At 51.4% G+C, this 18,837-nt stretch carries 19 protein-coding genes; 6 read left to right on the top strand and 13 right to left on the bottom strand.

From position 1 onward, the window contains the following. Window positions 1–237: 237 nt before the first annotated feature. The 9 genes from BLR00_RS01155 to BLR00_RS01195 form a co-directional block, all read right to left on the bottom strand. A complete protein-coding gene (locus BLR00_RS01155; protein WP_074630430.1) occupies window positions 238–657 on the bottom strand; it encodes a F0F1 ATP synthase subunit epsilon in 420 nt (139 codons plus the stop codon). Window positions 658–830: 173 nt separating this feature from the next. After that, the gene (gene atpD, locus BLR00_RS01160) at window positions 831–2,210 is read right to left on the bottom strand and encodes a F0F1 ATP synthase subunit beta (RefSeq protein ID WP_074634063.1); all 1,380 of its coding nucleotides are present in this window, start codon (window positions 2,208–2,210) and stop codon (window positions 831–833) included. A gap of 28 nt (window positions 2,211–2,238) precedes the next feature. Then, complete coding sequence (gene atpG / locus BLR00_RS01165; RefSeq protein WP_074630431.1) at window positions 2,239–3,120, bottom strand: F0F1 ATP synthase subunit gamma; 882 nt, start codon at window positions 3,118–3,120, stop codon at window positions 2,239–2,241. Between the two features lie 3 nt (window positions 3,121–3,123). Then, a complete protein-coding gene (atpA, locus tag BLR00_RS01170; RefSeq protein WP_074630432.1) occupies window positions 3,124–4,665 on the bottom strand; it encodes a F0F1 ATP synthase subunit alpha in 1,542 nt (513 codons plus the stop codon). Window positions 4,666–4,677: 12 nt separating this feature from the next. Further along, window positions 4,678–5,214, bottom strand: coding sequence for a F0F1 ATP synthase subunit delta (locus BLR00_RS01175; RefSeq protein WP_074630433.1), 537 nt, complete (start codon window positions 5,212–5,214; stop codon window positions 4,678–4,680). A gap of 3 nt (window positions 5,215–5,217) precedes the next feature. Further along, the gene (locus BLR00_RS01180; protein ID WP_074630434.1) at window positions 5,218–5,688 is read right to left on the bottom strand and encodes a F0F1 ATP synthase subunit B; all 471 of its coding nucleotides are present in this window, start codon (window positions 5,686–5,688) and stop codon (window positions 5,218–5,220) included. Window positions 5,689–5,725: 37 nt separating this feature from the next. Continuing rightward, window positions 5,726–5,998 (bottom strand): F0F1 ATP synthase subunit C, encoded by a 273-nt coding sequence (gene atpE / locus BLR00_RS01185; protein ID WP_004180856.1) that lies wholly within the window; start codon window positions 5,996–5,998, stop codon window positions 5,726–5,728. 59 nt (window positions 5,999–6,057) lie between these two features. After that, a complete protein-coding gene (gene atpB, locus BLR00_RS01190; RefSeq protein ID WP_074630435.1) occupies window positions 6,058–6,864 on the bottom strand; it encodes a F0F1 ATP synthase subunit A in 807 nt (268 codons plus the stop codon). Between the two features lie 18 nt (window positions 6,865–6,882). Then, complete coding sequence (locus tag BLR00_RS01195; protein WP_254773403.1) at window positions 6,883–7,236, bottom strand: ATP synthase subunit I; 354 nt, start codon at window positions 7,234–7,236, stop codon at window positions 6,883–6,885. Window positions 7,237–7,967: 731 nt separating this feature from the next. On the opposite strand from BLR00_RS01195, the gene BLR00_RS01200 reads away from it, so the two are divergent. Beyond that, complete coding sequence (locus BLR00_RS01200; RefSeq protein ID WP_074630437.1) at window positions 7,968–8,909, top strand: PEP-CTERM sorting domain-containing protein; 942 nt, start codon at window positions 7,968–7,970, stop codon at window positions 8,907–8,909. A 22-nt stretch (window positions 8,910–8,931) separates the two neighbouring features. On the opposite strand, the gene BLR00_RS01205 is transcribed toward BLR00_RS01200, so the two are convergent. The 4 genes from BLR00_RS01205 to BLR00_RS01220 all read right to left on the bottom strand — a co-directional run bounded on the left by BLR00_RS01205 (window position 8,932) and on the right by BLR00_RS01220 (window position 13,417). Further along, complete coding sequence (locus BLR00_RS01205; RefSeq protein WP_074630438.1) at window positions 8,932–9,402, bottom strand: DUF3565 domain-containing protein; 471 nt, start codon at window positions 9,400–9,402, stop codon at window positions 8,932–8,934. Between the two features lie 53 nt (window positions 9,403–9,455). Continuing rightward, entirely contained in the window at window positions 9,456–10,481 is a 1,026-nt protein-coding gene (locus tag BLR00_RS01210; RefSeq protein ID WP_081346607.1) for a polysaccharide deacetylase family protein, read from the bottom strand. A 64-nt stretch (window positions 10,482–10,545) separates the two neighbouring features. After that, window positions 10,546–11,889 carry a putative O-glycosylation ligase, exosortase A system-associated gene (locus BLR00_RS01215; protein ID WP_074630439.1) on the bottom strand — a complete coding sequence of 448 codons (1,344 nt, stop codon included), beginning with the start codon at window positions 11,887–11,889 and terminating at the stop codon, window positions 10,546–10,548. A 253-nt stretch (window positions 11,890–12,142) separates the two neighbouring features. After that, the gene (locus BLR00_RS01220; RefSeq protein WP_081346608.1) at window positions 12,143–13,417 is read right to left on the bottom strand and encodes a glycoside hydrolase family protein; all 1,275 of its coding nucleotides are present in this window, start codon (window positions 13,415–13,417) and stop codon (window positions 12,143–12,145) included. Between the two features lie 222 nt (window positions 13,418–13,639). Between BLR00_RS01220 and BLR00_RS01225 the strand changes: the two genes are divergently transcribed. The 5 genes from BLR00_RS01225 to BLR00_RS01245 all read left to right on the top strand — a co-directional run bounded on the left by BLR00_RS01225 (window position 13,640) and on the right by BLR00_RS01245 (window position 18,832). Next, window positions 13,640–14,614 carry a GNAT family N-acetyltransferase gene (locus tag BLR00_RS01225; RefSeq protein ID WP_074630440.1) on the top strand — a complete coding sequence of 325 codons (975 nt, stop codon included), beginning with the start codon at window positions 13,640–13,642 and terminating at the stop codon, window positions 14,612–14,614. Next, a complete protein-coding gene (locus BLR00_RS01230; protein WP_074630441.1) occupies window positions 14,607–15,758 on the top strand; it encodes a hypothetical protein in 1,152 nt (383 codons plus the stop codon). The genes BLR00_RS01225 and BLR00_RS01230 overlap by 8 nt, the downstream gene beginning before the upstream one ends. Window positions 15,759–15,819: 61 nt before the next feature. After that, window positions 15,820–16,461: a hypothetical protein gene (locus tag BLR00_RS01235; RefSeq protein ID WP_143007617.1), complete on the top strand. Its 642-nt coding sequence runs from the start codon at window positions 15,820–15,822 to the stop codon at window positions 16,459–16,461. A 158-nt stretch (window positions 16,462–16,619) separates the two neighbouring features. After that, entirely contained in the window at window positions 16,620–18,053 is a 1,434-nt protein-coding gene (locus tag BLR00_RS01240; RefSeq protein WP_074630443.1) for a lipopolysaccharide biosynthesis protein, read from the top strand. A gap of 62 nt (window positions 18,054–18,115) precedes the next feature. Next, window positions 18,116–18,832: a class I SAM-dependent methyltransferase gene (locus BLR00_RS01245; RefSeq protein WP_074630444.1), complete on the top strand. Its 717-nt coding sequence runs from the start codon at window positions 18,116–18,118 to the stop codon at window positions 18,830–18,832. Window positions 18,833–18,837: the final 5 nt, after the last annotated feature.

The raw sequence follows: 18,837 nt of genomic DNA on the forward strand, positions 1-18,837 counted from the left end.
TCCTGAAAAGGATGACGCTAATTTATCACATTGCGCGCTCAAAATCCAAGTGCGGCATCTTTTTGCATAAATTGGCGTGACCTGACCGCAACCGCTTTGATGGGATTTTAATATACGTCGGTTCTATTTCACTATCGTGTCAATAACCCCAACTTTTCCAAACGTTGGGGCTTATTCCCAGGAATAAAAAAGGCGGCTATCGCCGCCTTTGCCGGAACTCGCACATGCTGTGCTGGATCAGTGCTTACGTTTTCTCAGCTTCTGGATCGCCGCCAATTGCGCTACCGCTTCGCCTAGTTCAGCCTGCGCCTGTGCATAATCCATTGCGGAGATACGGTTCTGCATGGCCTCTTCCGCCCGTTTCTTGGCTTCGATTGCTTTTGTCTCGTCGAGATTTGCCCCACGTATAGCAGTGTCGGCCAGGATGGTCACCACGTCCGGCTGGATTTCCAGCAAGCCGCCCGAGACATAGACAAGCTCTTCTTCCTTCAACGGCGCTTTGATGCGTACCGCCCCGGGCTTGATCCGGGTCAGCATCGGGGTGTGTTGCGGATAAATACCCACTTCTCCCGCCTCCGCCGGAGCCACCAGGAACTCTGCGGGACCGGAATAAATGGATTCCTCGGCACTGACAATATCAACGTGAAAAATGCCCATTTTACCTTCTGTTCATCATTTGATCGGCTGGCTTAGTTACACTATATGCTCATGAAGCATTCGCAGTAGAAAATAACCCGATGGGTTACGCTTCTCTCCACCCATCCTACTGACAATCTCTATAAGGGCATATATATTCATGAAGCCAGCTTCATGAATAACCCTTTTCCTTTCTATTGCAGGGTCTTGGCTTTCTCGACCGCTTCGTCTATGCCGCCGACCATATAGAATGCCTGTTCCGGCAAGTGATCATAATCTCCGGCAACGATACCTTTGAAACCTTTAATAGTTTCCTTCAGCGATACATATTTACCCGGAGAGCCGGTGAACACTTCCGCTACATTAAAAGGTTGCGATAGGAAGCGCTGAATCTTGCGCGCTCTTGCCACAGCCAGCTTATCTTCGGGGGATAATTCATCCATCCCCAGAATGGCAATGATGTCACGCAACTCCTTGTAGCGCTGCAGCGTCTGCTGCACGTCACGCGCGGTATTGTAATGCTCTTCGCCAACCACCAGCGGATCAAGCTGGCGTGAAGTGGAATCGAGTGGATCCACCGCCGGATATATTCCCAGCGAAGCGATATCGCGGGATAACACCACGGTTGCATCCAGGTGGCCGAAGGTCGTGGCAGGCGATGGGTCGGTCAAATCGTCCGCAGGCACATAAACAGCCTGAATCGACGTAATAGAACCCGACTTGGTGGAGGTGATGCGCTCCTGCAGACGGCCCATTTCCTCGGCCAGGGTCGGTTGGTAGCCCACTGCGGATGGCATCCGGCCCAGCAACGCCGATACTTCGGTGCCCGCCAGGGTAAAGCGGTAGATATTATCGACGAACAGCAGCACGTCACGGCCTTCGTCACGGAAAAATTCAGCCATGGTCAGGCCTGTCAGCGCCACGCGCAACCGGTTGCCGGGTGGCTCATTCATTTGCCCGTACACCAGCGCCACCTTGTCCAGAACGTTGGAATCTTTCATTTCGTGGTAAAAATCGTTGCCTTCGCGGGTCCGTTCGCCCACACCTGCAAATACCGAAAAACCACTGTGCTCGATGGCGATATTGCGAATCAATTCCATCATGTTAACGGTCTTGCCCACGCCCGCGCCACCAAACAGGCCGACCTTGCCGCCTTTGGCGAAGGGACAGACCAGATCGATAACCTTGATACCCGTTTCGAGTAATTCGGTGGATGCGGCAAGCTCGTCAAACGCCGGTGCTTTCCGGTGTATCGACATGGCCTTTTCCGCACCGATGGGTCCCATTTCGTCAATCGGCTTTCCCAGAACGTCCATGATCCGGCCTAAAGTCTTGGTGCCCACCGGCACCTGAATCTGGTCACCGGTATTCGTTACCATCATGCCACGGCGCAGCCCGTCTGAAGACCCGAGTGCGATCGTACGCACAATACCGTCGCCTAACTGCTGCTGCACTTCGAGTGTTAACTCCGTGCCTTCCAGCACCAGTGCGTCATACACTTTTGGCATTTCTTCCCGTGAAAATTCGACGTCAACCACCGCACCGATACACTGAACAATTTTTCCCTGGTTCATGTTGTTCCCTAAATGCAAATCAAAATATTTAAACGGCTGCCGCGCCACCGACGATTTCGGACAATTCCTTGGTAATGGCAGCCTGACGTGATTTATTGTAAATCAGCGTCAATTCATCGATCACATTACTGGCATTATCCGACGCGGCCTTCATCGCCACCATGCGCGCCGATTGCTCGGATGCCATGTTTTCGGTCAACGCCTGGTAAATCAGCGCCTCGACGTATCGCACCATGATATCGTCGATGACCGGCTTGGCTTCGGGCTCGTAGATATAATCCCATACGCCGCGTTGCCCGGTAGGACCGTCCCCGGACTTGAGACGTTCGTCGGAAAGCGGGAGCAATTGCTCCATTACCGGCTCCTGTTTCATCGTATTGATGAAACGCGTGTAAAAAATATAAACACGATCGAAGCGATCCTGAGTGTAGCCATCCAGGATAACCCTTACCGCGCCAATCAGCTTTTCCAGATCCGGCGTATCTCCCAAGCTTACAACGTACGAAATGACGTTGGCGCCAAGCCGGTTCATAAAACCGAGACCCTTGTTACCGATACAGCACGCCTCGATCTGCTCACCTTCCGCTTCCCATGCCTTCATTTTGCTCACAGCCATACGCAACACGTTCGTGTTGAGCCCGCCGCACAAACCTTTATCGGACGTAACCACAACAATACCGATCCGTTTTACGGTGTCGCGCTCCACCAGAAATGGATGATGGTATTCAGTGTAAGCACGGCTCATATGCGCGGCAACGTTACGAATCTTATCGCCGTAGGGACGCGCTTTTTTCATGCGCTCCTGTGCTTTGCGCATTTTGGAGGCGGCCACCATTTCCATGGCGCGCGTGATCTTCTGCGTATTTTTTACGCTCTTGATCTTATTGCGTATTTCTCTGCTGCCAGCCATCGTTTAATAGGTTCCGTTCTTCTTGAAGTCCTGAATTGCGGCATCGAGCTCTTTCTCGGTTGCTGCATCGAGGTCCTTGGTGCTCTCGATTTTATCAATAATGGCGCTATATAGTCTCCGGATATGGCCCTTGAGTGCCGATTCGAATGCCAGTCCGCGCTTGACTTCCACATCGTCCAGATATCCCTTGTTGACAGCGAACAAGGTAATGGCCATTTCGGATACGCTCAAGGTGGCATACTGCGGCTGCTTCATCAGTTCAGTCACCATTTTTCCGCGTTCCAATTGCTTGCGCGTCGCTTCATCAAGATCCGATGCAAACTGCGCAAACGCCGCAAGTTCGCGATATTGCGCCAATGCGAGACGTACACCGCCACCCAATTTCTTGATAACCTTAGTCTGAGCCGCGCCACCCACGCGCGACACCGAAACCCCCGCATTGATCGCGGGACGGATACCTGCGTTGAATAAATCGGTTTCCAGAAATATCTGGCCATCGGTAATCGAGATGACATTGGTGGGAACGAAAGCGGTTACGTCACCCGCCTGAGTCTCAATCACTGGAAGTGCGGTGAGCGAACCCGTTTTACCTTTCACCGCGCCATTGGTGGCTTTTTCAACGTATGCCGCACTCACCCGCGCGGCGCGTTCCAGCAAACGCGAATGCAGATAAAATACGTCACCGGGATAGGCTTCCCGTCCGGGCGGACGCCGCAGCAGCAGTGAGATCTGCCGGTAAGCCCATGCCTGCTTGGTTAGATCGTCATAAATGATGAGAGCGTCTTCACCCTTATCGCGAAAGTATTCGCCCATGGTGCAGCCGGAATAAGGTGCGATGAACTGCATTGCCGCGGATTCGGATGCAGTGGCAGCCACCACAATCGTGTACTCCATCGCGCCATGCTCTTCCAGTTTGCGTACGACGTTGGCGATGGATGATGCTTTCTGTCCGATCGCGACGTAGATGCAGACCATCTTTTCGCCCTTCTGATTGATGATCGCGTCCACCGCCACGGCAGTCTTGCCCGTCTGACGGTCGCCGATAATCAATTCGCGCTGACCACGCCCGATGGGAACCATGGCATCGATGGACTTGAGTCCGGTCTGAACCGGTTGATTCACCGATTGACGCCATATCACACCCGGTGCAATTTTTTCAATCGGCTCGGAGTGCTTCGTGGCTATCGGACCTTTACCGTCGATCGGTTGCCCAAGCGCATTGACTACGCGGCCCATCAACTCCTCGCCTACCGGCACCTCCAGGATACGGCCGGTACACTTGACGATATCGCCTTCGGTAATATGCTCGTATGAGCCCATGATTACCGCACCCACGGAGTCACGCTCGAGATTGAGTGCGAGACCAAACGTATTGCCGGGGAACTCCAGCATCTCACCCTGCATCACGTCGGAGAGACCATGAATACGCACGATACCGTCAGTTACTGAAACAATCGTGCCCTGTGTACGGACTTCCGCGGAGACGGCCAGCCCCTCGATTCTGCTTCTAATCAGCTCACTGATTTCGGATGGATTTAACTGCATTTCAAATAACTCCTAGCTTTTAAGTGCAACAGCCATGGCTTCCAGTTTACCGCGCACGGAGGTATCCAGTACTTCGTCGCCGATTTCAACCTTCACCCCGCCTATCAATTCCGGATCAATACTCACCTTGGCCTCTATTTTGCGCTTGAACTTGGCTTCAAGGTTAACCACCAGTTCTTTCAATTGCTCATCACTCATGGCAAATGCGGAAGCGATCTTCGCGCCCAGCACACCTTCGTGCTGTGTTTTCAGCTGTTCGAACAACTCGCTCACCTCGGGCAATATCGCGATCCGGCCATTTTCCGCCAGCAGAACGATGAAATTGCGGCCTGCTTCATTGAAGCTGTCGCCGCCTATACTGAGAAGCAACTCGCCCAATCGCCTGGCCGGCACTTTTGGATTACCAATGAGCGCACGTATATTGCCGTCTGCGGCGATGGTGGCCGCCAGTTGCAGCATCTCGGACCAGGCAGGGAGTGTATCAGCCGCTTTGGCCAGCCTGAAGACGGCTTCCGCGTAAGGTCGTGCGATCGTGCGGGCTTCAGCCATTGCCTAGAGCTCCGCTTTAATGGAGGCGAGCAGATCAGCGTGCGTTTTGGCATCGACTTCGCGGTGCAGGATTTTCGCAGCGCCTGCCAAAGCCAGGTCGGCCACGTGTTGCCGTAATGCTTCCCTGGCACGGAAGACTTCCTGTTCGATCTCTGCCTTGGCACCGACGAGGATGCGGCTACCTTCATCCTTTGCGACGTTCTTCGCTTCCTCGACAATCTCGGACGCGCGTTTTTCGGCCTGAGCGATGATATCGGCCGCCCGATGCTTGGCCTCTCTCACCACATCGGCGGAACGGTGGCTTGCCAGCTCCAATTCCTGTTTGCCCCGCTCGCCCGCCGCCAGACCGTCGGCAATGGTTTTCTGCCGGGTTTCGATTGCGCGCATCAACGGCGGCCACACAAACTTGACCGTGAACCAGATAAATATGGCGAACGCCATCGCTTGAGAAAAAAGCGTGAAATTGATATTCATGGCTAGTCTCTGATTATGATACCGGGGGCAGGCATTATTACTTGATGACAGCCAGCAATGGATTTCCGAATGCAAAGAGCATCGCCAGACCCACACCGATAATGAAGGATGCGTCGATCAATCCGAGTAACAGGAACACTTTGCCTTGTAGCGTCGGGATCATTTCCGGCTGGCGGGCGGCGCCCTCAAGGAAGCTGCTGCACATGATACCGATACCGATACAGGCGCCCGCGGCACCGAGACCGATCATCAGGCCGATACCAATGCCTGTGTAGGCCTGAATCATCGCCAAGTATTGCAAATTGTCCATCTCGTTTTCCTCTCGTCGTGGTGATAAATAATAGTTTGTAGTGGCAGATAGGAGTTAAATCAGTGCGACTCGTGCGCCATGGAAAGATAAACCACCGTCAGCATCATGAAAATAAACGCTTGCAGTGTAATGATTAAAATATGGAAAATGGCCCATCCCGCCCCCAGCAGGGTGCCAAACACGGTACCAGCCAAGCCGGTGGCGGCCCACATACCAATCAACAGAAAAATAATTTCCCCGGCGTAGATGTTTCCGTAAAGGCGCAAGGAGTGGGAAAGCGGCTTGGAAACGTATTCGACCAGATTGAATAAAATATTGACCGGCCACAGGATGGGATTCTTGCCGAATGGAGTACATACCAGTTCATGTATCCAGCCGCCCAGTCCCTTTACTTTTATGTTGAAAAAAATCATCAGTAACCATACGGACAGCGCCAGCGCAAACGTGGTATTGATATCGGTGGTCGGCACGCTGCGCCAGTTGTGCAAACCCAGCAGCTCATAAACTGCGGCCATGATATCGATAGGCAAGAGATCCATCGCGTTCATCATGAGCACCCACACAAACACGGTGAGCGCCGCAGGTGCAACAAACTTGTGACGGTCGCCGTGGAAAGTGCTTTTGACTTGATCATCGATGAATTCAATGGACAGCTCGACAAATGCCTGGCGCTTGCTGGGAACACCGGATGTCGCACCACGCACGACCCACCACAGAAAACCAAAGCTGATGACGCCTAGCAGTACCGCCATCGCCAGCGTATCCACATGCAATGTCCAGAATGCGCCCTCACCCAATGAACTCGTCAGATTGGTGAGGTGATGCGACATGTAAGAAGTTGGAGTAAGTTCTGTGCCTGATGCCATTTTTATTGTCTATTCAAACTATTTAATCCCGGCAGCGTTTGTTTCATCCGTTACAAACAGTGCCATGCCAAAAATCAGTACCGTCACCGCGAACGTTCCGATAAAACCGACCGCGACCACATCCTCATAAAGCGTCAAAACAAGCCAGAGTAATATGATCATGGTAATGATCTTTATCGCCTCCGCTTTCAGCGCCGTTATCAGCACGCCCCCCGCAGTGGCGCCCTGGTAGTGCGAGATCACCGTCGCAAAGGCGGCGGCGGAAATAATGCTGATCACCCCTCCCAATAATGCGGAAGCCGCGCCATGAAATCCCCACAGCAGGCCAAGGATCAGCACCATCGCCACGGTGACGATCATTTGCCAACGCATGACAATGCGCACCGGCTTGTTTCGTATCCAAGGCATATTGTTGGTGTCTGTCAGAAAACAGCGGCTTGGCGTGACACTGGGCGGGTTGAAATTTTTTTCACAAGATCTGAATTTTCATTTCCCCAGCCGGTGCCCCTCTCAGGGTTCATCTTTGGGCCAGCCGAAACGGTAAAACTCCACGATCCGGCACTGACTGAATTTCAAAACACGCGGATTTTAATCTGCTTGCGCCCGCCAGTCAATGGGAAGTCTTCCCGGTATATCCGTGATTCACTACGAAAGTTATTAAAAGCATCACATTACGCGCGAAATTGATACGGTTGCCGCAGGTATCAGGCAGGGGCCATTCCACGGCAACCTATCTTTGAAAACAGCCGTTTTTATAGCGTTTAACGATGGGAACCGCGAAAGATCGGAAGAAAATTGTTACGTCCAGGAATTGAGACGGTATGGATAAATGATGAAATTCCGACTGAATGATTGCTGCCACACCATCCGATTACGGCTTGTGAACAGAGGATCTCATGGGGCTTTCATCTTCCTTTTCACTGTCAGAAAAGCACGTCAAAAACCATAGCGAGAATGTCGGAAATCTTTACACCTTATAGTATTATCAACCGGCACCATTCATAACTTATTAATTATGATGTGCATTATATTGAGGTACAATTTTTGCTTCAGTTTAATTTTACGGTTATTGCTTTGCTCAGACTGTTTTGACGGAGGTAGCGATGAGAATCATGTATCCCTCGCTTTTATCGGCAGCGCTGATCGCGGGCCTGAGTTTGTCGTCGCTGGCGCAAGCAAACACAATCAATGTATTGTGGTACACCTATGCCGATCCTGCCTCGGAATACCGGCAGAAATTTTCGCAATTGGCCAGTGTCGTGCATACGCTTCCTCAAAGTGATGGTTCAAGCTGGAATCTGACATACTGGGATGCCACCAGCGCGGCACCCGATTTTTCCGCCTATAACGTACTGGTAGTCGAAAGCGGGGAGTCCTTCCGGACCGGAGCGACGCCGGGCGGGCCGCTGGCAATACCCAATTACAGCGGCATCCTGGATAATAAAGTGGCAATAGAAGCTGCCCGGGGTGATCGAACCTTCATCACTGGCGCTGATTCCGACTTTCATGCACTGCGTGGCGATACCGGCAATATTCCTGATGACCCGAGTGCTCCCGACGGCGGCGGAAAATGCGCACCCGCGTTAACCGCATCCAGTTGTTGGGATGGTGCTACCGGGCATTCGGTGAATGCGATCAACTGGGCGGGAAGCGGTAATGGCCTTGGAATTGTCTCATTCCTGGATGGCGAGCATCCAGGCTCTTTTTGGTGGACAAATGCAAACTCCTTCCTGCGTGATGAACTTGCCGGACATGTAGATTATGCTGGTTCGGATCAAAATCCGGTCATTAATTCCTTACAGGCCGGTTATCCCTTCAATTCCGGACTGACTTCCCAGGGACTTTCGGATTGGGATAATTCATTTCACGCGACTTTTCTGCCAATCGATGGCTACACACAAATTGTCGACTCGAGCCTAAGGCCGGGTTCCGCGGTTGCTATTGCCACCTCCGTTGTCCCGGAATCCGAAACCTACGCCATGATGCTGGCGGGCCTTGCCCTGATAGGAACGATAACCCGTCGCAGAAAACTATCTGGCGCCTGACCCGCCCCGCTGACTCGTATCGTTACTCCTCTTTATCCGGCGCCCTGTAGAACTCGACAAAGAAACGAACGGAGCCCAAAGGCTCCACATTATGCAGTACCTCCGGCACAACAATTCCAATCTTATCCTGAGTGAGCTCCATTTCCACCCCAAAGGCCGGTACACGGTAACGTAACTTGCCTTCCATCACATTTATTTTTGCCCATACACCGGCTTTTGTCGAGTGATCCTTCCTTAATGCGGCCGGGACCGATTCTTCGGTAAATTCGGGGGTACGTTTGTAAGCAATAAAATCGTTCGGCAGTTCGAATTTTTCGCACCGAACGCAGCTGAGAATCTGCCCCAACATGCTATTGCGGCCTTGCTCATCGGCTACCCAGGGACGATTGATAAATGGCGGGTTATGCCGCACATGCTGCGGATGGCCGCAACTCAGAATGGCGATTGGATCGCCTTCACCATCAACGTCAAATCCTGTAATCGCTCGTTCCATAGGTAGAATAGTAGATCGTTGAAGAAATCCATTGTGAGGTATAGATGGCTGAATTAAACCGTATCGATGGGCTTGAGCATATTTTGAGCCATGCGAAGCATGAAGCGCGCTGCCCCCCGATCCCATGGCGTAAATCGCGGCAACTGATATAAGTCGCTACCCGCTCTGGCTGCACCATGAGCCGTGGAAACCGCCGCGTCAAAACCAATTTCCCTGACCATTTTTGCATGATCCACCATATAGTCCCGTCCCGGCTTCCCGTTCGGGTATGCAAAAAGCCGTACGGGAGCATGAATTATACTCTCCAGTATGTCCTTGCCATTAGCGATTTCCGCATAAGCAGCCGCATTGTTTTCCATGCGCGCCAGGATAGGGTGATTGACGGTATGTCCGCCAATCTCCATTCCCGCGTTATGCAGGAGCCTGACCTGATCGGAAGTCATCATGAGATTTCTGGAGGGAATGACGGGGATAAGGGCGCACATCTCCTCTACCCGCAATCGCCTTGATTCAAGCGGCAAATACTTGAGTGCATCCAGCACGTTATTGATGGCTCGCCGGCGTTGCGGGAGCATTCCGATCTCGAGTTGTCCCAAACCTATTTGGGTGAGGTCGAGTGCATCCCCGGGAGCGCGGCGGATTAATTCAATTACCGTGTCGTTCCACATCCGCCCACCGTCAAGAAAACCGGTCGACACAAAGAATGTGGCAGGAATACCGTGTTTTTGCAGGATGGGCAGGGCGATTTCCGCATTATCCGCATACCCGTCGTCGAAAGTGATACAAGCTGCGCGCGGCGGCAGTTTCCCCTGACGGAGGCCTCGCACCGCATCAAGAAGGGGTATTATTTTGAAGCAGTTTGCAAGCTGCCCCATCTGATGGTCGAAATTTTCCGCGTGGCTCTCTCCCGGAAACAGTGCATCGGGTTGAGGCAGTACCCGGTGATAGATAAGTATTGTCAACCGGCCGCGCGATCCGCCGGGAGAACACAGGTTCAGGAGTGCTCGGCTCGGCAACAAAGTCCAGGACGGCATGGGTTTACCCGGCATTTCCACGTAACCGGATTCACGCGGCGGCATGCGCACTATCCAGACGCGCAACTGTCAGGCATGCCATGAAATAACCCAATTCGATATGCATACGCTAGCCCGAGTCCCTGGCAATTCGCTGCGATTGTGATGGGCTCAAGTTTCCAAATTGAGGTTGAGCGCCTTTGCCTTTTTCAATAATGACTGACGAGGCTTTTTCTTTAAGCTCCTTTTCTACCAGCATGCGCGTTGCTACCATGGCCGCCATTAAATAATAGGGCACATCGAAATAAAGCAGACTGAGGAATGCCCCACCTGTGGCAAAACCGATCAAGCATACCTGGATCAGGGTTGCCAAGCTGTAAGCCCACTTATATTCTTCGAGGTTTTTCGTATTGCGAACAATCCATGTGCCTGTTCTCCAAGTCAGGAAGCCAAGTAAAAGATATAAACCCAGGCCAACAAAACCATGTTCACCCAACGCTTGAAAATAGATGCTGTGAGCAGCACGCGGCAAATCCAAAACATTAGGGGCATAGAGACTAAAAAGTTCGCGCGTAGCGACCTCGAAGCCACCACCTACGAATGGCCGGTCCTTAGCCAAATTGAAGGCCATCCACCAAGCGTTGAAGCGTCCCTGGACCGAGCCATCTTCCTCGTAGTTATTAATAGTATCCATTCTTTCAGTCCACTGCTCAGGCATGAAAGCTAACAACGGCGGAACGACCATCATCATTAGGAACCCGAGGGAGAATTTTTGCCGGCTTTTGAGCCAAAGGAATGCTCCCATGGCTGCTAGCGCCAGCAAGGCACCACGTGAATAGCTTCCGAGGGCAGCGATTGCGCAAAGTACTATGGCTACCGTCAAACCGTGGCGAACCCAGCTGCTCCGGAAAATCATTTGCAGATAATGCATCAAGGGAATGGTCATGACAAGCGCAAGGGCTATCTCATTGTTTCCCTCAATGAAAGTACCCTCAGGCCCCCACACTCTATCCACCCCTCCGCCAATTATTGTAAAGACGCCTCCCTTAACGCCGTAATAGCCAAGCGAAATGACCACTATCAACACAAGAAGCTGTATATGTTGTTTCGTCTTTATGAGCATCAGGGTGACAAACGTCATGAGCATGATTTTCATCACCTTGTTCCATTGGCCGTACACCAGATCTGGATAAATGGCAAAGATCGTGGTTACATTCATCCAGAACACGAAAGCAATGAAGACCCAGATGGCCGGTATGAGGGGCAGTTTTTTGGATTCCCTCGTAAAAACGAGGCTTACCATAGTTACACCTGCGATAATCGCCGCAAAGGGGAACGAGGTGGCGAATCCCCATGCTTGCGTATGAGGGTTCATGACGCTGATCCACACCCACATCAATACGCCAATGTATGGCCTCTTGAAGATATAAGGCAGGGAACCGAAAACAATCAGAACAACAAGAATGTCTCTCATGGATAATCTAGCTGGTGGAATATATCACTATGCCGTTTGGAATTTAACGGCAGTAGAATTTTACGGTCGACTGATGAATGATTCTTTGCAAGGCATCATGATTTTCCCCGATCCGGACAAACAAAGGACTTGGGATCCTCGCTGTATTCGATATAGCTTTCAATGACGCTTCGCTCAATTGCACCAGCGAATACGTCCCGCGTAGCCCTGTTCGCCAAGTCGAGGAAGAAAACATATTATCTACATGCTGGCTTCATCGATCAAGTCGATATTGGAGCAATAGTGCATCAACAAAGTACTTGGTTGCCCAGTTCGGGTAGCCCGCCCGCATATATCCACCAAACAACGGGAATGAGCCAGGAATTGCGCCATTGAGCGCAGCGTTCGGCGATGCCGTCTCCTGCAGTGCTTTCAAAGCATCCACTAATGTATTCGCCGCTTTACTGTACTTGCTCTCACCGGTTAATTCACTAAGACGGTAGCAAACGATTGCTATCTGGGCATTACCGGTGAGGCACGACGATAATGCTCCTGGCTCCCAATCCGCATAGTAGCGTCCCGCCAGCAATCCATGCCGGTCGACGCGAGCAACCAGCGGGTCGACGCCTATCCTTGCAGCAGCCACGAAGTCCGGACGTTGGGCTAACACCCCAACTTCCAGCACGCCCTGCAGCGTATAGCCTATTGTGTGGGTGAGCGGTGCAGCTGACTGCGTCAGACAGTTGTGCGCAAACCAGCCGTTGGATCGCTGCTGGCGCAATGCCGCCTCGATCACCTTGATCGCGGCGTCCTGGTAAAGACGCTCTCCCACGATTTCTCCGAACCGATACATCGACCAGGCACACAAACAAGTATATGTCTTAATCTCGCCAGCGCTGACATAAGCGCCGTTGGTGCGAAAATAATTATTCTCGTCCAAGTCTCCTACGAGGAAATCGGCAGCGCGCCGCCCCGCTTCCAGGAACTCTCCAGCACCCGTCGCACGAAATGCGGAACACCAGCCATCGAGCACCATACCGGTATTGAACGTCGCGGCGGTCTGCTGAGCCGGGGGACAAACCGGCCCGCCCTGAACTGCCCCCGATGGCATTTGAATTGCGATCTCCCAGCGGGCCATCGTCAACGCCGCATCCCGCGCGACGAGGTCATCGAAACATTCGGCATACGCGAGTAACGAGGTAATGATGTAGCCTGTCGTTTCGGGATAGGACGGCATCCATGCAGCCAACTCGCCGCGGCATGGAAAGTAGCCGAGAGACACTCCTCCGTCCCGCGCTGCCTGCTGCGCGTGCAATAACCATTTTATCGCCGTACGAGTTCGCAGCGCTGTTTCACCTTGCTCCGGGCATGTCGTCAGCGTCAGGTAGCGCCAATAGTCCCGCAGCACGTGCTGCCGGAACACTCGATTGTCCGGTTGGAGCAGCCGCGCAATCTCCCCCGCCACAACGCTGGCATCCCAATACTTTTGACGCAATCCCGCGCCGGAATATTTGTCGCGCGCAATGCGCGCAATTGAAGTAAATTTCACCCTGTCTTTCCCATTTCTAGGTGTCTAGATAAAATCATAGCACGGCTTCTTCGCAATGCGCCCCGTACTTTAGTCGCATTGACACTATACCGCTCGCGTTGTACTGTGAACTGGTTTGGTGTTCTTATATTTCATATTCTGCAATCCGGTCAATTCCTAAAAAATTTCAGATCCCCCAACCTAAAAGAATCCTGATCGGTTCTTTCCGGTTTTCAAAGCGAAATGACTGGAACATTCGTGGTAGAACCAGGCACAACATTACTAGCCAGCGAGCTCGCGGCCTTGAATCCAAGGAATCCGTTTTATACGCTCCAATATGCTGACTTTCGCAATGGGCAAGGATTTACGCCATGGATCCTGATCGGCGATAACGCCCACTCAAAAGTATGCTGTCCTGCCTTCATGAAAACCGGGCGGCTGAGATGCTCACTGGAGATACCCTCCGTGCCCGATGTTTCGGTAAATGAACCCTTCTGGCAAGCGTTAATGGACTTCTGTCACCAGAACGGCATCTCCGATCTCTCGGTAAACAGTTTTTGCTCACCAGGTGGTGGGATTCCACAATTGAATTATGAAAAAAGCCGCAAGCCTCGATGGGAATATGTACTGGATCTGAAGCATCCCGATACCTTGACGAAAATGCGTAAAGGGCATTCTTATAGTGTCAAACGCGCACGAAAGATCGGGATAGAAATGCGGCGAACGCGTGATCTTGAGGCTGTTGAGGCCCACGCCCGATTGATCGGCGTTTCCATGCAGCGGAGAAAAGATCGGGGGGAGAACGTGACAACGTCAGTAGAGACAAATAACCTGCTACGATTGATCGAATCAGGCGCAGGAGAGATTTTTCAAGCCGTTCTGGCAGGGCAGGTTATTTCTTCCAATGTCATACTGATAGCAGAAAAGGCCGGTTACAATCATACTCAGGGTACCAATCCGGAAGGGATGGGTTATGGGGCCGCCCATTTTCTCATTCATGAAATCGCCTGTGCGCTTCGCGATGAAGGAAAAGAAGTATTCAACCTGGGGGGAACCGATGATCCCGATCCAGAATCCGGTTTGAGGAAATTCAAGACCGGCTTTGGACCAGTGGCCGAAATCGAGCTCGAGTCAGCAACATTTGAACCCGGGAATTTGGGCGCCTCTCTTCTACGGCGAGTCATGTCCGGCGGACTGCGAGGACGCAAATTTGATTAAGCCTGTATTAAAGACGGCTCTCGCGGTCTTGCCGGATAAGCTGAGGCGCAAGGTCGAAATTACGGGGGCAAGTTTAAGTAATACACTGGAAAATTGGTGGCTCCCAGGGTATCGGGTAGAGGGTGAATTGGGCGGCGATGGTGGCCGGGCAACCTTGCTCTATTTCGGAGATTTGCCGCAATACAACCAGTGGAGCCACCATTTTTTTACCGAGCGAACCGATGCGTCATACGTTGGAAAATTCCGCTGGATCGACGCAGTTCGCAGGAAGAACAATATACCCGATTACGATCTGGCGCTATTTCCGGTAAACCCTTTAACTGAGCCCATCTCTGTCAAAATGGGATGGCACATCATTCCACTATATGTCAGTTGTGTTCTCGATTTAACGGATACTACCGAAAACTTAATTCGTAGCCAGACTTTCAAACAACAGGTAAAAGCAATTCGAGCGAAAAATTACCAAATCCGGGAATTATCCGCCGATTCAGACTTGGAAGACTTCTACCATAAAATGTTACTTCCAACGATAAAGGAAAGACATGGCGAGGTAGCCTTTACCTCTGGACTGGAGTCGCTGAAGAGCCTGTTGCAGGAGGGACGCTTTTTCGGTTTATATCGAGATACAGAATGGATCGCAGGCCGTATAGTATGCCCGGAGGGACTCGACGAACTGCGTCTCGCTGTCGTCGGGTGGAAGAACGGGGATGAAAAGCTATTGAGAGAGGGTGTGGTCACAGCCATATTGGTTAAGACCATCGACTGGGCGAGAAGCGCGGGATTTAAAAGGATCAACCTTGGATCAAGCATCCCATTTATCAATGATGGACCACTCAATGCCAAGCTTCGATGGAAAGCTAAGATTAGCATGCCTCAGACTCAGTCTGTTTCAGAAGAACTCCAAGGTGTAGGGGGATTTGTTGGCGCAGACTTCAAAATTGCTTCCAATGCCGGTCGTGCAATATTACGGAAAGCGCCGCTTCTGGAGAAACATGGCCGGACTCTCAGGGTTATTGGGTGGGAATCAAGTATCAAACCTGAATTCCGCCACCAGTTCGATTTAGGCATGGAATGGGTCGATCTCGCGGCTGCCCGGAACCGGAATGGTGCGTATAACTCTGATTCGCGAAAAGAAACGCAATAATTTGAGTAGTGGTATGCGACGATCGACTTTGTACACGGGATTAATTTTCATTAGATAGCCCATGCCACCCATGGAGAAACCTCGAACAACGGCTATTGCATTCGCCAAGGCTAATCTAAAGCGCCTGCTCCCGTTCGATCGAATTTCAATGAGTTCCCTTATTGATCTCAACAGGCTGGTTTTGTTTGGCTGCACCCCTGAGGAAATACCGTCCTTCAAATTTCGTACAGATCTAGATACAAGGAAGATGGCAGCAGAGGATTTATCGGCACTTGCGTATGGCAGCGGAAGATTTGCGGATCAAGCGAGGCTGTATCACGTGAAACGGGGAATTGATACTGCCTACGGCGCTTATTTAAATGAAGAACTGGTTCATATGAGCTGGGTGTACACCGCCGCCGAATACGCGAAGGAACCTTTTCCGCGGTTGGTTCTTGAGGAGGGTGAAGTGGAAATTGTTAATTGTTTTACATTGGATAAATGCCGTGGCCTGGGAATTTATCCTTACATGATCCAGTTTCTGTCAAATCTTCAGTTCCAGAATGGGGTTAAACGCGTTTACATGATGGCCAACTGCAAAAACGAAGCTTCTCAACGCGGAATCATTAAAGCCGGCCTAAAAGTATTGGGCCGGGTCACCTACATACGCATTCCTGCATCATCGAGCAGGAGTATTTATTATCGCCGTTATCAGGAAACATGAGCTAAATTCCACAACGCATGACCTGGAAACACCGTTGCACTCTGCCGTGGTATTTCTAATTGGGGAATCGAGAATCACTTCCTGCTCTCGGCAGAAGCAAAATAAGTTCATCACCGCTCTACCAATTTACCAAGATCTGACCCCTGAAACACCTATCTATGGATCTTCGGACTAACGTTATTTCAGCACTGCGATGGTCTGCTATCGGCCGGATCGTGGGCCAGGCGGCCGCCTGGGCGGCGACTATCATCGTAATCCGACTGCTGACACCCGAGGATTACGCTTTGATCGCGATAGCCTCACTTGTAATCGGATTCTCGGAACTCCTGCGAGAACTTGGGTTGGGAGCGGCGATCATACAACGCGACGATATTCACGAAGAAGAGCTTCGGTCAATATTCGGGTTGATCATCGTTGTTCATCTATTCCTTTTCTTGTTGACTTATTTTATTGCCCCCTTGGTAGCCAATTTCTTCAACGAGGAGAGGCTTGTCGATATCATACGCGTGGCTGCGCTCCAATTATTGATCCTCATATTCCTGGTCATTCCTAACGCACTAATGGTCCGTGCGATGCGGTTCAAATGGATATCAATAGTACGTGCGATGGCCTCGATAGCCGCCGGTCTCGTTACTCTGGGAATGGCCTACGCAGGTTTTGGCGTCTGGTCGCTAATCGCAGGAAATTTCGCGGCGACCCTGACCACTACGGTGGGCTTTATGGCCGGCCAACCCTATGCCAAAGTTCCATCCTTCCGCTTCAAGAAAATTGGCGCACTGGCCTCTTACAGCAGCCGAATTTTTGGTGCGGATGTTCTGCACTATTTTTATACCCGGGCAGATGTTGTCATTATCGGAAAAATGCTCGGCACCACCACCTTGGGCTTTTATACGGTTGCCTACAATCTGGCGACGCTACCGATGAGCAAAATCTCGGGAATGTTATCGTCTGTAGGGTTCCCCGCCTATGCCCGGATCAAGAATGACATTTCTGAAGTCAAATCAAAATTTCTTTTCACTATTGAAGCGAACAGCCTGGTTTTTTTCCCCGTCCTATGGGGTTTATCGAGTGTAGCCGACGACTTTGTCATGGTCTTGCTGGGAACAAAATGGCTTTCCGCAACTATTGTTCTGCAACTGATCACATTCATTATCCCCTTGCAGATGACGGGGCCTTTGGTAAGGCCAGCTTTGCTCGGCATCGGTCGTGCGGATCTTTTTCTAGCCAGCCTTGTGACAAATGCAGTATGCGTTCCCACCGCAATTGCTATTGGAAGCCTCTGGGGATTGACGGGGGTATGTTTTGGCTGGATCGCAGGGTTTTTGCTGGCTTATTACCTTAATCTCAGGCGTTTTCTGCCTGTGCTAAATACTAATCCGGTAGAGTTTGGGAGGATCATGGCGCCGGCAGCGCTTATGGCGTTTGGCATGTACGCTGGCGTCATGGCTGCAAAATTGACTATTCTGGATGGTGTTGAGCCCATTCACCGGTTGTACCTGTCGGTGATGATCGGTATTGTCATATATGCCGTATTGCTGGTGACGGTAAGTCGGCCGGCCTTGATGCGCATATTAAGTTTAGCAAGAGGGTAGCGAGTTTATGGGCCGACTTCCGGACAGCATTCTTTGAGGCTAGCCGATAAAGGAGTAATGATATGATACCGTGGCGTATAAAAAATTTCTTTTCCGAACACTTTCCGCTTGGCTACCATTTACTGGCAAACATTCATACGCGGCACGAATCGGAAGAGTATTGGGACGCGGCCTTTGACATAAGCTGGCAGGCCGGCACCCGCGAATGGCCGACCAAGAATCACCTGGTGCGAAGTCTTTCGTCGACCACAGACCGCATTCTCGATGTCGGTTGTGGCACCGGTACTCTCCTTCGATACTTGAAGGAACATGGTTATGTAAATCTTGAGGGACTTGAGGTTTCCCGTCGTGCCGTTGAAGTTCTAAGCGGGCATGGGATTACCATGCATCACGCCCGACTGCCCAATCTACCCTTGCCCGATCAACAATTTGATATTGTCATAGCGTCACAAGTGCTCGAGCACATAATCCGGAGACAGAGATTTCTAAACGGGTTACGCCGAATCCTTAAGCCTTCGGGGGCTTTGATGTTATTTGTTCCCGACAACTGCCTGGGTCCAATAGACGAACCGAGTCACGTTATCAAGTTCACGAAAGATAGCTTAAAAAAGGAGCTCTCGGGTTGCTTCAGATCGGTTTTTATTGAGAGCCTGAAGGATGACAAATTTGCTATGCCAATTCTATTCGCTTATGCTCATAACCAAGCAGCAGGTCGTTCGCCCCGAGAAATTGCAGATGCACTTGATGTGGCAACCCGTAAAAAACCGGCATCGGGTTAACCAAT

Source organism: Nitrosospira multiformis (assembly GCF_900103165.1).
GTDB lineage: Bacteria > Pseudomonadota > Gammaproteobacteria > Burkholderiales > Nitrosomonadaceae > Nitrosospira > Nitrosospira multiformis_D.

Bases quoted from the DNA above. Each gene is read 5' to 3' on its own strand.
- BLR00_RS01195 (WP_254773403.1), bottom strand. From the start codon at position 7,236: ATGCGTTGGCAAATGATCGTCACCGTGGCGATGGTGCTGATCCTTGGC.
- BLR00_RS01180 (WP_074630434.1), bottom strand. From the start codon at position 5,688: ATGAATATCAATTTCACGCTTTTTTCTCAAGCGATGGCGTTCGCCATA.
- BLR00_RS01155 (WP_074630430.1), bottom strand. From the start codon at position 657: ATGGGCATTTTTCACGTTGATATTGTCAGTGCCGAGGAATCCATTTAT.
- atpE (WP_004180856.1), bottom strand. From the start codon at position 5,998: ATGGACAATTTGCAATACTTGGCGATGATTCAGGCCTACACAGGCATT.
- BLR00_RS01225 (WP_074630440.1), top strand. From the start codon at position 13,640: ATGACTGGAACATTCGTGGTAGAACCAGGCACAACATTACTAGCCAGC.
- BLR00_RS01205 (WP_074630438.1), bottom strand. From the start codon at position 9,402: ATGGAACGAGCGATTACAGGATTTGACGTTGATGGTGAAGGCGATCCA.
- BLR00_RS01245 (WP_074630444.1), top strand. From the start codon at position 18,116: ATGATACCGTGGCGTATAAAAAATTTCTTTTCCGAACACTTTCCGCTT.
- BLR00_RS01200 (WP_074630437.1), top strand. From the start codon at position 7,968: ATGAGAATCATGTATCCCTCGCTTTTATCGGCAGCGCTGATCGCGGGC.
- atpG (WP_074630431.1), bottom strand. From the start codon at position 3,120: ATGGCTGGCAGCAGAGAAATACGCAATAAGATCAAGAGCGTAAAAAAT.
- atpA (WP_074630432.1), bottom strand. From the start codon at position 4,665: ATGCAGTTAAATCCATCCGAAATCAGTGAGCTGATTAGAAGCAGAATC.
- BLR00_RS01175 (WP_074630433.1), bottom strand. From the start codon at position 5,214: ATGGCTGAAGCCCGCACGATCGCACGACCTTACGCGGAAGCCGTCTTC.
- atpD (WP_074634063.1), bottom strand. From the start codon at position 2,210: ATGAACCAGGGAAAAATTGTTCAGTGTATCGGTGCGGTGGTTGACGTC.
- BLR00_RS01210 (WP_081346607.1), bottom strand. From the start codon at position 10,481: ATGCCGCCGCGTGAATCCGGTTACGTGGAAATGCCGGGTAAACCCATG.
- BLR00_RS01215 (WP_074630439.1), bottom strand. From the start codon at position 11,889: ATGAGAGACATTCTTGTTGTTCTGATTGTTTTCGGTTCCCTGCCTTAT.
- BLR00_RS01235 (WP_143007617.1), top strand. From the start codon at position 15,820: ATGCCACCCATGGAGAAACCTCGAACAACGGCTATTGCATTCGCCAAG.
- BLR00_RS01240 (WP_074630443.1), top strand. From the start codon at position 16,620: ATGGATCTTCGGACTAACGTTATTTCAGCACTGCGATGGTCTGCTATC.
- atpB (WP_074630435.1), bottom strand. From the start codon at position 6,864: ATGGCATCAGGCACAGAACTTACTCCAACTTCTTACATGTCGCATCAC.